This window comes from Micromonospora sp. NBRC 101691, from assembly GCF_030269285.1.
Taxonomy (GTDB): Bacteria; Actinomycetota; Actinomycetes; order Mycobacteriales; family Micromonosporaceae; genus Micromonospora; species Micromonospora echinospora.
Window position 1 is genome coordinate 141918 of the sequence record NZ_BSTB01000004.1, and the last position, 15604, is coordinate 157521.

General features: G+C 70.6%; 12 protein-coding genes and 1 pseudogene. 7 read left to right on the plus strand and 6 right to left on the minus strand.

Annotated elements, in window-relative coordinates; translation table 11 throughout:
• Positions 1-172: 172 nt before the first annotated feature.
• From QSK20_RS09455 to QSK20_RS09475, 5 genes are all read left to right on the plus strand, one after another.
• Positions 173-979, plus strand: a complete 807-nt coding sequence (locus QSK20_RS09455) for an AfsR/SARP family transcriptional regulator (RefSeq protein ID WP_285788203.1) — start codon at positions 173-175, stop codon at positions 977-979.
• Between the two features lie 84 nt (positions 980-1063).
• The gene (locus QSK20_RS09460; protein WP_285788204.1) at positions 1064-1408 is read left to right on the plus strand and encodes a TcmI family type II polyketide cyclase; all 345 of its coding nucleotides are present in this window, start codon (positions 1064-1066) and stop codon (positions 1406-1408) included.
• Between the two features lie 18 nt (positions 1409-1426).
• Positions 1427-2776: an FAD-dependent oxidoreductase gene (locus tag QSK20_RS09465; RefSeq protein WP_285788205.1), complete on the plus strand. Its 1350-nt coding sequence runs from the start codon at positions 1427-1429 to the stop codon at positions 2774-2776.
• Positions 2777-3068: 292 nt separating this feature from the next.
• On the plus strand, positions 3069-4277 hold the full coding sequence (locus QSK20_RS09470; protein WP_285788206.1) for a helix-hairpin-helix domain-containing protein: 1209 nt from the start codon (positions 3069-3071) through the stop codon (positions 4275-4277).
• Positions 4278-4488: 211 nt separating this feature from the next.
• Entirely contained in the window at positions 4489-4698 is a 210-nt protein-coding gene (locus QSK20_RS09475) for a hypothetical protein (protein ID WP_285788207.1), read from the plus strand.
• A gap of 69 nt (positions 4699-4767) precedes the next feature.
• On the opposite strand, the gene QSK20_RS09480 is transcribed toward QSK20_RS09475, so the two are convergent.
• Positions 4768-5349, minus strand: coding sequence for a hypothetical protein (locus QSK20_RS09480; protein ID WP_285788410.1), 582 nt, complete (start codon positions 5347-5349; stop codon positions 4768-4770).
• Between the two features lie 179 nt (positions 5350-5528).
• Positions 5529-5984 (minus strand): annotated as a pseudogene (locus QSK20_RS09485) (DEAD/DEAH box helicase); the annotation flags it as partial.
• A gap of 122 nt (positions 5985-6106) precedes the next feature.
• Here QSK20_RS09485 and QSK20_RS09490 point away from each other — a divergent pair.
• Positions 6107-7462, plus strand: coding sequence for a restriction system modified-DNA reader domain-containing protein (locus tag QSK20_RS09490; protein WP_285788208.1), 1356 nt, complete (start codon positions 6107-6109; stop codon positions 7460-7462).
• Positions 7459-8406: a hypothetical protein gene (locus QSK20_RS09495; protein ID WP_285788209.1), complete on the plus strand. Its 948-nt coding sequence runs from the start codon at positions 7459-7461 to the stop codon at positions 8404-8406. Before QSK20_RS09490 ends, QSK20_RS09495 begins: the two co-directional genes overlap by 4 nt.
• A 455-nt stretch (positions 8407-8861) precedes the next feature.
• Here QSK20_RS09495 and QSK20_RS09500 read toward each other — a convergent pair whose 3' ends face one another.
• From QSK20_RS09500 to QSK20_RS09515, 4 genes are all read right to left on the minus strand, one after another.
• The gene (locus QSK20_RS09500) at positions 8862-12608 is read right to left on the minus strand and encodes a tetratricopeptide repeat protein (protein ID WP_285788210.1); all 3747 of its coding nucleotides are present in this window, start codon (positions 12606-12608) and stop codon (positions 8862-8864) included.
• Positions 12605-12979, minus strand: coding sequence for a hypothetical protein (locus tag QSK20_RS09505; protein WP_285788211.1), 375 nt, complete (start codon positions 12977-12979; stop codon positions 12605-12607). The genes QSK20_RS09500 and QSK20_RS09505 overlap by 4 nt, the downstream gene beginning before the upstream one ends.
• Before the next feature lie 156 nt (positions 12980-13135).
• A complete protein-coding gene (locus QSK20_RS09510) occupies positions 13136-13831 on the minus strand; it encodes a Rid family hydrolase (RefSeq protein WP_285788212.1) in 696 nt (231 codons plus the stop codon).
• Complete coding sequence (locus tag QSK20_RS09515; protein WP_285788213.1) at positions 13828-15441, minus strand: flavin monoamine oxidase family protein; 1614 nt, start codon at positions 15439-15441, stop codon at positions 13828-13830. The genes QSK20_RS09510 and QSK20_RS09515 overlap by 4 nt, the downstream gene beginning before the upstream one ends.
• Between the last annotated feature and the right edge of the window lie 163 nt (positions 15442-15604).

A 15604-nucleotide genomic window follows, 5' to 3' on the forward strand; every position in this document is an offset into this window, starting at 1 on the left:
GTCGGAATGACGACCGTCAGGTTGACCCAGCGTAACCGCTATTGATAATCTTCGTCGCTACCAGCCCGGCGGCGGCGCTCGCCCCGACGTGCGCGACCGGACACCGTCGTCGCGGGCGGCCGGCGGGCACCGTGAACGACGGAACGAGAGTTCCGCTGCAGGGGGTGCGGCCGTGGGCTCTGACACCAGCACGCCGGCGACCACTCCCCGGGTACGTCTGCTGCTGCTCGGCGGCTTCCGCCTGCTGCACGACGACCGGCCGGTGGTCGTACCCCGTGGACTACAACGGATCATCGCGCTGATCGGGCTGCGCCCCGGAGCCACCCGCAGCCACCTCGCCGGCCTGCTCTGGCCCGACGCGCCCGAGGACCGCGCCCTGTCCTCGCTGCGCACCGCCCTGTGGCGACTGCGACAGGACCCCTGCTGTCCCATGCTGACCACCGGCGACACCGTACGGCTCGACCCGGCCGTCCACCTCGACGTGGACGAACTGGTCCGCACCGCCGCCCGGGTCGGCGACAACGGCGACCCGGGCGCCGCCGCCGCGGCCCTCGCCGCCGGCCGCCACGACCTGCTGCCCGGCTGGTACGACGACTGGGTGCTGCTGGAACGCGAACGCCTACGCCAACTCCGCCTGCACATGCTGGAACACCTCGCCCGCACCCACCTGGCCGCCGGCCGGCACGGCGAGGCCCTCCAGGCGGCCCTGGAGGCGATGGCCGCCGAACCCCTGCGTGAGACCCCACACCGGCTGGTGGTGCAGATCCACCTCGCCGAGGGCAACGCCTTCGAGGCGCTGCACGCCTTCTACGTCTACCGCGACCTGATCCTGCGGGAACTGGACCTGGAACCCTCGGCGGCCATGTGCGCCCTGCTCGACGACACCCTCGCCCCGATCCGCCGCCGCCCCGCGCCGCCCAACGCCCGACGCCCCACCCGCCCCGCGCCCGGCCCGTCACCGCCGTCGACATCCGGGTGACGGCACGGTGACAGCCCGGCCGGCAGGGTGGGCCCACCAGGCTCCCCACAGGCCCGCGGGACGCCGGTCGCGAAAGGGGAACCGATGACTCGGCTACTGATCGTCAGCAGGATCGTCCCGGGGACGGAGGACCAGGTGGCGGAGATCTTCGCCGAGTCCGACGCCACCGGACTGCCCGCCCTGACCGGCGTCCGGCACCGCTCCCTGTACTGCCTGCACGACGTCTGCATCCACCTGATGGAGACCGACGTGGACCCCGGCTCGGTCGGCGAAGCCCGCACCAACCCGCTCTACCTGCGGGTCAACGAACGGCTCGCCGAACACACCTCCCCGTACCTGCCGACCTGGCGCTCCCCCCGGGACGCGATCGCCGGGTGCTTCTACCGCTGGGACGCCGCCCCCGCGCCGTCCGTCGGCACCCTCGACTGACCCGCGCAAGGAGCTGCCATGTCCTCCAGCCGCCCACACGTCCTGGTGATCGGTGCCGGCACCGGCGGGATGTGCCTGGCCCACGGCCTGCGCCGGGCCGGGATCAGCGTCGCCGTCTACGAACGCCACCGCACCCGCACCGACGGCCTGCTCGGCTACCGGGTCGGCATCGGCCCCACCGGCAGCCGGGCCCTACGCGAGTGCCTGCCGCCGGACCTCTTCGACACCTTCGTCGCCACCTGCGCCCGCTCCCCGCGCTACTTCAACGTCATCACGCAGCGGCTGCGCCAGACCGCCTCCTTCGAGCTGCGGCCGGACACCGACCCGGTGAACACCGACCGCTCGGTCTCCCGGATGACACTGCGGCAGGTCCTGCTCACCGGCATGGAGGACGTCGTCCACTTCGACAAGACCTTCACCCGGTACGAGCAGCACGACGACGGCACGGTCACCGCGTACTTCGCCGACGGCAGCTCCGCCGTCGGTGACCTCCTGGTCGCCGCTGACGGCACCCACTCCGCCGTCCGCCGGCAGTACCTGCCGCACGCGGTGACCCGGGACGCCGGCAGCATCAACATCGCGGTGAAGATCCCGCTCACCGAACACACCCGCAGCCTGCTGCCACCCCGTGTCCTGGAGGGCATCTCCCTCATCTTCGGCACCCGCGGGATGATGGGCATCCTCCACGTGATGGAGTTCAAGTGGGACAGCGGGGGCGGGCTCAAGTCCGGCATCGGCGGCGCCGACGCCCACCTGCTGGACCGCTGGCCGGGCCTGCTCTACGACAACACCCGCGACTACATCAACATCATCATCTGGAGCACCGCCCGCCGGTTCCCGCCGGACGTGATGCGCCGACGCGGCGACGACCTCGTCCACCTCGCCCTGCAACTGACCCGGGGCTGGCACCCGCACCTGCGCGAACTGCTCGCCCGCAGCGACCCGGGCAGCTGCCTGCCGATCAAGGTGGCCACGTCGGAACCGGTCCCGCCGTGGAAACCCAGCACCGTCACCCTGCTCGGCGACGCCATCCACACCATGACGCCGGGACGCGGGGTCGGGGCGAACACCGCGCTGCGCGACGCCACCCTGCTCTGTCGGCAGCTCACCGCAGCCGCGGCCGGTGACAAGCCGCTGCTGGAGGCGGTCGGCGACTACGAGGCGCAGATGCTGCCGTACGGCTTCGCCCGGGTGGCCGACTCGCTGAAGAACAACGGCACCAACGGCGACGACCCGCTCTACCGCCCGGTGGTCGGCCGAATCGCGCTGCTGGGCGCCCGCGGCTACTTCGGAGTGACCAGCCGGGTGCCGAAACTGCGTCGCAAGTTCGTCGACGACCTCTACGCCTACCGGGGCGCAGAGGACTGAGTCCCCTCCCCACGGCGGTGCCGGCACCTGTCTCCCCTGCCGACGAGCAGGGTGCCGGCACCGCCGTCACGGTGCGCCACCATGCGCCACGCACCGTTCCGGCGCTCCCGCGTCGACCCGCTCCGAGCCGCCCGACCCGACCGGCGGTAGCGGGATCCTCCCGGCCAGGCTGAGGCCGGTAACACGCGTATGCGAAGCTGCGGCGGACTTTTCTCGCACTTTCGCCGTACGCACTGGGAGGTACGCCGTGGCGTGGACGTTCGGACACTCATTGTTACTCATCCTGGCGGTGGTGGGTGGTGCCGCCGCCGGTTGGGCGCTCCGCGGCCGGCAGACCACCGGCCGCCCGTCGTCCGGGGTGGACCCGGTCTCCCCCCGACCGGCCCGCCCGGCCACCACCACCCCGACGCCGACCCCGGGCACCTCGGCCGACCGGTCCACGGCCGGTGCCGCCGCCCCCACGGCGGACACCACCGACGCGCCGACGGACTCCGCCGTCCGGCCGGAGGCGGTCGACGCACCCGCGACGCCCGACGGGTCCGGCCACACCCCGGACCTCGCCCTCGTCGCAGACCCCGACCCGGTCCGTCCCACCCCGGCCGCCACGGCGCACACCGAGCCGGTGGACGCTCAGGCCGAGCCGGTGACGGCGCAGACCGAGCCGTCCGCCCTGCCGGCCGGGCGGACGGACGCGCGGGTCGAGCCGGCGGACGCACGCGTCGAGCCGGCGGAGGCGCAGCGTGAATCCGTCGACGCGCCGACCGAGCCGGTGGCCCCGCAGTCCGGCCCCGCCGACGGGGAGCCCGAGCCGGTGACCGCGCGGACCGAGCCGGCCCCGGGGACCCGGCCCCTTCCCGCGCCGGTGGCGGAGGCCACGCACCCGGAGCCGACCACGGTCGAAACGGCCGAGGTCGAGCCGACCACGGTCGAGCCCGCCACTGCCGGACCGACCACCACGGAACCGGCCGAAGGCGAGTCGGTCAAGAGCGAGCCGATGGCGGCCGAGCCGGCCGAGGTCGAGCCCGCCACCGTCGAGCCGGCCAAGACCGAGGTGGCCGAGGTCGAGGTCGAGGTGGCCGAACCAGCGGCAGCCGAACCGGTGGCGGCCGACCGGGCCGAGCCCACGGCGGGGCCGGCCGACCCGACGGACGACCAGACCCAGCCGGTCCAGCCGGCGGCCGGCAGCGTGCCGGCCGAGGCGGACACGACGGCCGGACAGCCCGACACGGCGGTGCCCACGCCGCGCGACGCGGAGGACGGCCCGGACGACGACTTCCGTCGGATCCAAGGCATCGGGCCGAAGATCGCCGCCGCCCTCCAGGCCGCCGGCATCCGCACCTACCGGCAGTTGGCCGAGCGCGACGAGGCCGGGCTGCGTGAGGTGATCCGGGGCGCGGGCCTGCGGGCCGCCCCGGGCCTGGCGAGCTGGCCGCAGCAGGCCCGTATCCTCGCCGACGCTCCCGCCGAGGCCGACAAGGTGTTCCCCGCCCCCACCGCCTGACCCACCGCCGCTCCCGCCCCGCCACCGGTCACCACCGTCGCGTCGGATCGCCGTCGCGCGTCGTCCCCGGCGACGGCCGGTGGCGGCGCGGGGTGGCTGGCGCGGGGAGCCCCGCGCCGGCCAGGCCGGTCCACGCCACACGCGGTTTGGCCGTTCACCGCCTCTGGGTACAACCCGCCTCACTCGACCCCACCATTACGAGGAGGCAGCCATGCGGCGTGGCCCGTCGATATTCGGAGTTCTCTTGGTGATCTGGCTCGTCATCGGCGCGATCGCCGCCGGACAGCGCGGCTACTTCGAGGGCGAGGACACCAACTGCGCCGAGGCCGGCACGATCCTGGTCACCGTCGTGGCCGGGCCGCTCAACTACGTGGGCGCCAACCCGAAGGTCGACTGCGAACTGCCCCAGCCGTCCCAGTAGGCCCCACTCCCCCGCCCCGGCCCGCGCCCACCGTCCCCGGTGGACGCGGGCCGGTTCCCGTCCTCGGTGTCACCGGTCGCGACGATGCCTCCGGCCGCCAGGGCGGGCAGCAGTTGACTGAGGTAACTGCCGGTGGCACCGAGGTCCACGCCGAGGCAACGGTGTGACCAGTCCTGGTACCAGTTGCCCAGGGCGGTGACCGCGTCGAACTCGGACCGGGACTTCGCGGCCGCGAGCAGGAACGCGGGCGCGGAAACCCCCTTCGGGAAGGCCGGCGGGGCGTTGCCGGATCTCGTCCCCGGTTGCGGCGACCAGCGCGCGGATCCGGCGCTTGTCCCGCCCGACGCTGGCCCGGTAAATCTTGTCCGGGTCGATCTCCAGTTCCTGCGGGTCCTGCTCCGGCGACAGCGCCATCCAGCCGGAGCGGCCGCAGTGCCGGCAGTAGATGGCCGGCAGGCGCGGGTAGCGGTTGTCCGAGACCACGACGTCGGCAGCCGGCGCGTACGGGTCGGGTTCACGCGGTGCTTCCCCGTACCAGCCGAACATGGGCTGGTGGGAGGTGCCGCGCAGCAATCGGGAGACGGCGCGTACCCACAGGTGGGTCTCGATGTTGAGCAGCGGGCGACCCGGCGCCACCGGGTTCTGCGCCATCGAGATGCCGGACGATGAACTCGCCCGGCGCGTAGCGGTCCTCCACCACCAGTGACCCGGCGTCGAAGCACCACGTACGCCGGTTCGGCGTCCTGCCAGAGCGGCACGTCGTCGGCGCGCTGGAGCAGCAGGTCCAGCATCTTGTAGTTGGTGATCAGCATGTCGGGCGGGGTCCGGCGCATCTCCGACCGCTTGGTCAGCACGTGCGGGTACTCGATCGCCGCCACGTCACCGATATAGAGGCCAGCGGTCACCCCGGCCAGCGCCGGGTCGGTGAGCAGTTCGTTGATGCGCTGCGTCTGGCCGGTCGCAAGGGCATTCATCGGGTAGAGCAGGAGCGCCTCGACGCCGGCCCGGCCCTGCTGCTTCCGTCGGCGGCAGTGGTCGAGCACCGGGATCCGGAACGACTCGGTCTTGCCGGAGCCGGTGCCGGTGGTGATCAGGGTCGGCTGGGCCGAGCCGTCCTTTGTGGAGAGCCGGGCGAAGACCTTCGCCTGGTGGAGGTAAGGGTGAAGTCGGCCGGAGCCCAGTCCAGGCACGTCCGCCAGCCGGCCTCCGCCGGGCGGAAGAGCGTGCGGATCCGCAGGTACGGCCCACGGAAGATGCCCTGCTCCGCATGCTACGTCGGCATCCACAGTGGCGCGGCCGGCTGCCGTCTCCAGTGGAGTAGAAGCGGTCCGCTACATCGTGGCGCTTCGAGCTTTCCGTAGGATCCGGTCTCATGCCCCAAAACCGACCAAGGACTCGCCGCGAAGTCTTGCTCAACGGACGTCGGGTCCGAATCTCGGACCTTATCAACGCTGACCTGCTACAACCCGGCACCGTCCTGTACTACCGCCAGTACATCGGGTCGGAGCCGTACCAGGCAACGGTCACCGAACGAGGAAGACTGCGCCTGGACGACGGACGAGAGTTCGACACACCTTCGGCGGCAGCGGCGGCGGCGGCCGAGTTGGTCGCGGTGCCGGGCTGGGAGGTGTGGCGGGTCGGCCCTGACGGCCCTCACCTGGGAGAACTTCGCCTCGACCTGATCAAATCTGTCGCTGCCGAGGTGGCCGCCGATAGCCAGGAGCCGAGGGCGGAGGCAGTGGGAAGACGCATGGTGGTGCTGGAGGAGGCGCGGCAGGACGCCGAAGCCGGCACGCCAACAAGGATGACCGTTCGCGACCTCATCGGCCTCTGGGGCATCGAGGACCGGGACAGCGACGCTGCTCCTCAGATCCGCGCGGACCTGACCAACTACGGACTGACGACCGTACCGGACTTCAACGCCGTCGATCTCGATCAGGTGATCCAGATCCACCGGTTCGGCGTGGCAAAGCCGCCCCCCACCGACCAGGCGGGTACCGAGATCGAGGAGCAGACGGACGGGGTGGACGAGGAGGCGCGCAGTTCCATCGGCCTGACCTTGGGCAATCTGCTGTCAAGTCGTCCGCGCCTGGTGTCGGTGGCTCCGACCTCCACCTTCGACGAGGCCATCACCGCCATGGAGTTGGATGACTTCTCGCAGCTCCCGGTTCTGGCCAACCCCCACAAAATCCACGGCGTCGTCTCGTGGAAAACCATCACCAAGGCCAGAGCGCACAACCCAGAGGCCACGTTCAGCGACGCAATCGATCGCGACGTCCAGGTGTTCGACTACGACCGGCGTCTGGTGGACGTCCTTCACGTGCTCCTGGAGTACGGGTTCATCTTCGTGCGAAACCATGAGCGAAAGATCGCCGGCATCATCACAGCCGCTGATGTCGTCCAGACCTACCACAAGACTGCAACGCCGTTTATTCTCATCGGCGAGATAGATCGCGAGTTGCACGAATTGATCATCAACACGTTCGACGAGACAAAGATCAGGGAGGTATGCGACCACGCCAGCCTGAAATTCGACGGACTCGACAAGATGTCGATGTCTCACTATGAGGCGGTGCTTGGAAATGAGGCGTGTTGGAATGACATCGGTTGGAGACTCGAACGCAAGCGCCTCGTCAACCGTCTCAAGGATATCCGCGAGATCCGAAACCGGGTCATGCACTTCAGCAAGGATGCTGTCAGGGCCGGCGACGTGGACATGATCCAGAACTTCCTGAGAACGATCCGCAGGTACAACAGGTCGTGATACACGAGTTCCGAATCAACGGTCGGCCGTACGGCATCGACGCGGATCTGGTCCGGGCTAGGTTGAGCAGCCAACTCCGGGAGAACATCCGGGACCACTGGGTCGAGGTCGACGGTGTGCGGTGGCCGGTCAAACAGGCGTTCGGGGCTACTGTGGATCTTCCCCGCGACGCGTTCACCTCGCACACCGCTCTGCGTCATCTGCAGGCACTGGGTTTCCAGACCAGCCGGCTGCCTGCCCAGAGCGACCGGAGGCGGCGAGATTCTTACCTGTACCCGGGACGCGTAGATGGTCCGTTGACGGCGGCGGCGTACGACAAGGGCGAGACCACCCCGGCAGAGGCCTTCTCAACGCTGCTGGCGTTCTTCAACACCGGCGACCTGACCTCGCGAATCGCCCGCATAGAGGCCGATGTCGAGGGCGCCGACAAGATCACCGCCGCCGAGGTTGCCGGGGCGTCAGGGTTGGGATTCGACGTCCTGCACGCTGCCCTGCTGGTCCGGAAGCACGCGGGTCGACTCAACGACATCATCCACGCGGCAGTGATCATGCAGGCCCTTCCGCTGATCCTCGAAGCCGGAGAGCACGTGTTGCGGCGACCGTCGCTGGCGGCAGGGAACGATCCCGGGCGGAAGTTCGACCTGGAAACGGACCGACGTGTAGCCGAGTTCAAGATGGCGGTGTGGAAAGGGCGGGACACCATGCGCAAGCGCGGCGTTTTCGCCGATCTGGTGCACCTCACGCTCGCCGGCATCGGGCGCAGGGCTCAACTCTACGTATCCGGCCCGTTGCCCATCAACTATCTGCGTACCAGCGAGGGGTCGGCAGCCTGGGCACTCGGCCGCTCCTCGCCGCGCCTGCGACAGCAGTTCGAGGAGCAGTTCGGGTCGCTGAACTTGTCGGTCCGCGCCTTACCGCCAGGCACGCTGCTGACGTCGAACTGATCGATCTGACGGGCCTGCTGCCGGCGCTCCGACCGTTCACCTCGTGAGAGATCGGGTAGTCCCACACCCCGGTAGCGTCAACAGTCGGGAGAGAAAGTTGCTCAGGCTGTCGGCCCTCGCCCGCGAGCACCTCATGGTCGGTAACGGCCAGGGCCAGGGCCTCGTCTTCGAACGTCGGCCGGGTTATCGGTCGGTGAGCGGACATCCGTTACCGCACGCAGATATGGCAGCTCAGACATACGACACGCCGAGCGGATCACACCTCAGGCAGCCACGAAGCCTCGGGCACCCAGTGTCGGGGCGGGCGATCCGTGCCGAGTACTGCGGGCACCTCGTCGGCGACCGGGGGTGGCGTCCTCGACCTGGCGGCCGGGCGGCGGCACAACCTGCGGAGGTGCCGATCAGCCAGGACGGCCCGAGGCCAGCAGGTCTGTGGATCGCGGCGATGGGCAGACTCAGGTCAGTCGTCCCTCGCCCAGAAGCCACTCCTCGACCGCCGACAGGAAGCGGTGGCGCTCTGCTGCCGTCAGGCTGCCGACGATCTCGAGGATGGTCTGCTCGGGGGAGACCACCAGGACCTTGCGGTCCCGCAGCACCTCCTCGCCCCGCTCGGCGACGATCCGGCTCAGCTCCTCCCCAGGGTCCGGATCGCGGACGACGATCGGGTTCCCACCGAGCTCTTCCAGGTCCTTGCAGGCTATGAGGATCTCCAGTAGGTACTGACGAACCTTGTCGTCGAAGCCCCACACGGCGGATCGTTCGAGGATCTGGTGGACGATTCCGGCGGCCTCGGGATAGCGGCGGGCCGCCCGGTGGACGAAGCAGATGTTCTCCATGGCGATGATCTCGCCCGCGCCGTCGCCGCAGCGTCGGTAGCAGTCGCGGGCCAGACCGAGCAGGTCCAGCGCCAGCGGCAGCCGACCGGCCTGGAGGTGGAGGTAGCCGCGTTCGTTGAACAGACGGGCCTTCGTCGCAAGCTCCCCCACCTCCTCCCCGCGACGTTCGCATGGTTCGTTCCGGCTCCGTTCGTGGGCGAGCGCGGCCTCGTCGGCGGCGTGCGCCTCGGCGTCCCGACCGAGGACGGCGAGGATCCGGGCCTGTTCCAGGTAGGCGACGGAGAGAGAGTCCAACGCTCCCGTGCGTCGTGCCACGTCCTCGTACAATGCGACGGCCAGATCGGCATGGGCGAGGGCGGCCTCCGGCTCACCTGCGGCGAACCGCAGGCCGGACAGCGTCCGCAGGGTCGTCCCGAAGTAGCGCGCGTGCATCGCGAGGTGGCGCTCATCGAGCTGCCGGTACAGGGCCACGGCCCGCTCCAGCCCGGGCACCGCCTCGTCCAGCCGGCCGAGACCGGCCAGGACCATCCCCCGTACGCTCGCCGAGGCGGCGAGCCGGGCGATGTGCTCGGCGTGCCCGTCGGCGGCCAGCTCCGTCCAGATGGCGATGGCCTCGTCGAGCATGCCCAGCGCCTCGGGCAGGGTGTCCGTCTGCATCAGACCGATGGCGGAGCCGTGCAGCACCATGGCGAGGTTGAACCGCGCGGTGGGCGGACCGCCCACCGCGACCTCGCGGGCGAGCGTGACGGCCTCGGCCACCGTCGCGCGGCCCGCCTCCCGTTGCCCCAGCCGCGTCAGATCGACCGCGAGGCTGTTCAGCGCCACGATCAGCGGCCCTCGGTACGCGTTGCCGGCGTCCGCCACCAGTTTCCGGCAGATGTCCACCGCCCTGCGGGACGCGCCCAGCGCGTCCTCGTGCCGCTCAAGGTCCGTCAGAACCTCGCTGTACGTCAACAGGAAGGAAGCCAGTCGGGTTGCCCGCGACCTCACCCCACGTGGGACCTCGCCGAGTTGTCGAGGCTCCTGGTCCGGCAGGGCGAGCAGCCGTTCGTGCGGTTCGCTGGACTCGGCGAGCAGAGCTGCCGCCTCGACGGGTCGACCGGTGGCGATGCGGATCCGCGCGGCCAGCACAGCACTGCTGGCGAAGTCGAGACCGTGGGCGTCCTCGTTCACCTTGGCCAGCCGCCGTCTGATCTGGAGAGCTTCGGCAACCGACTCCTCGGCGGCGGTCAAGTTCTTCACCGCCGCCTGCGCCTCGCCGACGTCGTGTAGGGCTTTGGCCAGGTCCGGGGAGTAGGTGTCCGGGGATGTTCCGGTCAGACTCCGGTACAGCCGGGCTGATTCCGTCAGTGGCGACAGCGCATCCTGAGGGCGGTTCAGGTTGAGCAGGGTCGATCCCCGGGTGCCGAGTGCCATCGCGTACCTCGCCCGGTGATCGGCGCTGCTGTCCGCCGCCAGGGGTTCGAGGATGCGAACGGCTTCTTCGATCACCGTGAACGCGTCGTCGCTCCGGCCGGTGTGGTTCAGATCCACGGCGAGGTTGTTGAGCGCGACGCCCAACTGGCTTCCCCGGTCCCGCCCGACCTGCGGCAGGGCACGCAGAATCGCCACACTCTCGCGGGTGGCGGCGAGCGCGTCCCCGTCCCGGCCGACTCCCGTCAGTCGGAAGCCGAGGTTCACCAGGGCCGCGGCGAGCAGTTCCGGGTACGGATCGAATCCACCCCGGTTGAGCGAGCGGAGACGTTCGACGACCTTCTCGGCCGCCGCCAGGGCATCGTCGTGCCGGCCGGCGTAGGCCAGTCGTTCACTGAGCCGCGAGTACCAGTGGTAATGCTCCCTGATGTCGGCTGTCCGGCCCACATGGTGCTCGGTCAGGCGCCGGAGGATGACCGCGACAGCCGGGTCGAGATCCACGTGCCGCTGCGTCGGCAGCGCGGGTTCGATGGCCTGGAGCACCGCCACGGGCGCGCACTCCGCCACGACCGCCAGGGCGGTGCCGCCCATCCCCAGGATCATCGCCGGCTCGGCGATGAGCAGCGGATACACGTAGTTCTCGAACACGTGCGGCCAGCGGCGCCCGGTCTCCGTCAACACCGTCCAGGCAACGTGCCGGTAGGTCGCGGCAGGGCCGTCGGCCCCCGGCGATTCGCCATCGGAGGCGACGGACCCTGTGCCGTCGGCGCCCTCGACGAGCAGACGCCTCGGCAGGTCGGCACACCACGGGTCGCCGCCACCTCCGCTGGCCGGCAGTTGCCGGGCGATGAAGTCCTCACCGAGCCGGTCGGGGTACAGCGGCTCCAACGCCGTGTCCGGCCGCGTCGGAGGGTAGCTGCGCTGGTGGTCGTCGAGCAGTGATTCGGCCGCCTGCGGTGAGTCCGCAAGTCGCACCAGGGTCAGCATCCGCGCGGCCCGGGGCCGGGGCACCGGTCGGGTCAGGGTCGCGACGCTCACGAGCCGTCCCATCACCTGCGGGCCGACCTCGACGTGGCCGCCGTCGTGCAGGGCCGCCCAGTGCGCGTACTCCCGGTCGAGCAGGTAGTCCGACAGCGCGCCCGGGTCGGCGGGCGGCGTCTCGCCCCGGGCCGCCGCGTCGACCGCGACCAGCGCGGACATCTGCAGCGTCAGGACCGACCGGTACGACGGGTCACCGAGCGGACCGGGCGGTTCCGGCTCCGACACCTCAGGCAGCCGGTACGCCTCGCGGAACCGACGTACGGCAGCCGCGTACACCTGCTGCCGCTGCTGTTCGGTCCCGCCGAGCGGAGCGAGAGCCTGTTCGCCCAGGCGGTAGCCGGCCCGGCGCAGCGCGTAGCGTACCGCCAGCCACCAGGGCCCGGCGGTACGGGCCAGCAGCAGCACCTTGAGTTCCGCGCCGAGCGCGGGACCGGGGTCGCGGCACAGGACCCGTTCCAGGGTGGTGCGCGGCCAGCGGTCCGCGTAGTCCACGATCAGCAGGGTCCGCGCGGCGGCCTTCCCGGGGCTGGGCGGCCGGGCCGCGCCGGGGTGCTGGGCGACGAGGACCGTCCACCCGTCGGCCACCGAGCGGGTGGCGAACTGCCGGGCCAACCGCGTCTTGCCCTGCCCACCTGCGCCGTGGACCAGGTGCAGCCCGGTGCCGGAGGCGTCGCGCCACCGGACCAGCTCGGCCAGCTCCCGTTCGCGGCCGACGAAGTCCACCACCTCGTTCTGGCCGGCCAGCAGTTCGCTGGGAGGCCGGTCGGTCCAGTCGACGTCCGCGTCGTGCAGCGGAACGAAGCGGTCCAGGACGTAGTCGGTGAGCCCGAAGTGCTGGGTCCGCGCGACGTAGAGGTCGCGGCCCGCGTTGGCCGTATGGATCTCGATCGGCACCTGCTCGTCAGCGGTCATCGCGCCGACCGTCGTGGTTCGTCGGGCCGGTGGTGCTCGCCGCCGAAGTACATGTCTCCGCCGGCGATGGTGATGTTTCCTCCGGCGTTGAGGTTGCCGGTGCGAATCGACCCGGTGCCCGTGGGGTCGCCGGCGGTCGGGCCGGCAGCCGCCGGGCCGGTGGAGGACGGCGATCGGCTGGCGCGCCAGGCCAGCCAGCCGGCCAGGGCACCGGCGATGCCCGACGCCACGCCGACGACGTTGAGGAACAGGCTGAGGACGCTGGCCAACCGGTCCCCACGTTCGAGATCGGTGTGCGCGAAGAAGATGCCGAGTCCGACCAGGACGGCGGCGAGGAGGATCAGTCCTGCGGCAACGCTACGGCGCGTCATCGACGCATCCTGACACACTCTGCCGTCGCGCCGGTACGGACGGTAGGTGGATGCACGCTGCCGGTTCGGCCCGCCGTCAGAGCACTGCCTACCCGTCGGCAGGGGACGCGGACACCCCCTGCCGACGGTTCGGCGGCGCCTACGTGACGGGTGGAGTCACTTGCCGTTCGCCGGGTAGACGGCGTCCACCTCGACCTCGACCAGCCAGCCGTTCACCGGCAGGTTCTCGATTTCGAGCGCGAACCGCGACGGCCGGGCGGGGTTGACCACCATCGGCGTGGCCGGCGCGGCCGACCCGAGTGGCACGAGCACCGGCTTACCGGTCGACAGGCTGGTGTTGGCGAAGAACTGGCGGTAGGCCCGGTTCCAGCCGTTGAAATCCATCCGCTCCTGGCCGGCGGGGTTCTGGAGGAACACCCGCATGCTGATCACGTCCTCGTAGGACAGGCCCGCCCGGGCCAGGTTCTCCCCGATGCGACGCAGCACGTTGATGCCCTGCGCCTCGGTGATGGTCACACCGGGTGGCAGCACACCACCGGGGAACACCTCGGTGTCGATGTAGCGCGCCTCCGACCCGCCCGGCGCGGCCGTGTTGAGCGCCGCCGGGCCGAGGCCGCTGGTCTTGTAGAGCGCCGCGCCCTTACCGATGGCCACCCCGTCGGCGATCATCGGGTTGTCCTGTCCGGCGGGGAGCACGCTGACCGTGGTGCCGGGTCGCGGTGGGAACAGCCCGCCGGCGACCGCGACGGTCGGGACGGCGAGGATGACAACGGCGGCGGGGACGAGGATGCCGAGTCGGCGCATGGTGAATGCCTTCCTGGTGGGGCTGCCGGAGGTGACGGGCGTGCTCATGCGGCCGTGACCCGGGTGTGAAGGGACTCGACGGCGACGCGGGCGGAGACCATCGCGCCGTGCTGCCAGGCGATGGCGTGGCTGAGGTGGTCGCCGGCGAAGTAGACGTTGCCGGTCGGCTCCAGGAGGCTGCGGTACCCTGCGCCGGTCTGTCCCCCGACCGCGCCGGGCCAGCCGACCCATGCCCCTTCGGAGAACGGCGTGGAGGCCCAGTCCTGGGAGAACGACGCGGTGATGCCCTTGCCGTACACGTCGCCGAAGATCTTCTTGCCCTGCGTGACGGCCTCGGCCAGCCGCTGCGGCGGGGTGAGGTTGCCGTAGAAGTTCGCGTTCGCGCCGGTGTTGTAGTAGCCGATCATCGTGCCCCGCTCGCCGTGGTAGCCGTACGACGGGTGCCACATGTTCGCCAGGTTGGTGTTGGCGTTGGTGATGCCGCCGTAGATGCGGAAGTCCTCCTCCCACCACCGGCGGTCGTACTCGATGCCGATCTTGCCGGCGTTGGTCACGCTCACCGACCCGAGCGCGGTGACGATCGCGGCGGGCAGGTTGGACTTGATCTTCGCAGCGATGTGCGGGGGCATGGTGTTGATCGCGAAGTCGCCGACGACCTTCTTCGTACCGCCCGGGGTCGTGTAGACGACCTCGACACCGTCGGCCGTGTTGTGGTACTCGACGATCCGGGCGTTGTAGCGCAGTCGGCCGGCACCGACCGCCTTCGCGAGGGCGTGGGCGATCCGGTCCATGCCGCCGACCGGCTGGTACATCATCATCGCCTGGTCGAAGCCCATCTCGAACGAGAAGTAGTTGCCCAGCGTCGAGGCGAAAAGGTCGGACATCGCGTACGCCGGGATGGGGGTGCCCGCCTCCAGGCCGGCGCCCGGCTGCGGGTCGTAGCCGCGCCGCCCGCCGCCGTTGTACTTGAAGCTGGCAGCGGGGTCACCGGCGACCCGGGACCCGATGGCCCCGAAGCTGCGCAGGTAGGAGAGCAGCCGCTCCTTGTCCTCGGCGGTGAGGTACTGGTCGAGCGATCCCTGGTCGGTCGCCTTCGCGAGCAGCTCGGCCGTGTAACCGTAGGCGTCCGCCTTGACGGCCCGCTGGCGGACCGGGACACCGTTGAGCGCGCCCGGCACGTTCTCGCGGTAGAGGAAGGCGTCGGCGTTCGCGTTGGTGAAGACCTCGATCGGGACGCCGAGTTCCCGACAGTAGTCGAGGGTCACGTGCATCTGGGGGATGCGCCCGGGGCCCGCGTTCATGTACTGCCCCTTGGCGAAGGTCGCCTTCTGGGTCCGGCCCTTCAGGTCGGTGAAGGTGTCCCCGCCCCGCACGGTCCAGTTGCGGCCGCCGGGCCGGTCGCGCCCCTCCAGGACGGTGACGTGGTAACCGCCCTTCAGCAGCTCGTAGGCGGCGGTGAGGCCGGCGATGCCGCCGCCCATCACGATGACCGTCTTCCTCCCGTGCCGGCCGAGGTCGCTCTTCTTCAGCGGTGTGAACGGGGGTGTCTCGGCGGCATGGGCGCTTGTCAGGCCGAGCGCGCCCATGCTGTGCAGCATGACGCCGGCGCCCCCGGCGATGCCGACGCGGCGAAGGAAGTCCCTGCGGGTCTGGCTCAAGTCAAGCCTCCGGGTGTGGGGGTTCGATGATCACCCCGGACGCTAGGAAGCCTTCGTTAAGGCCGTGGATCACGGACGCGTCGGCCGCGTCACGTACCCGCTGGTAGATCGCTGTTTCGATTACGGGAGTGGTACCGCGTCGGTGCTACCGTCCAACTGTGGG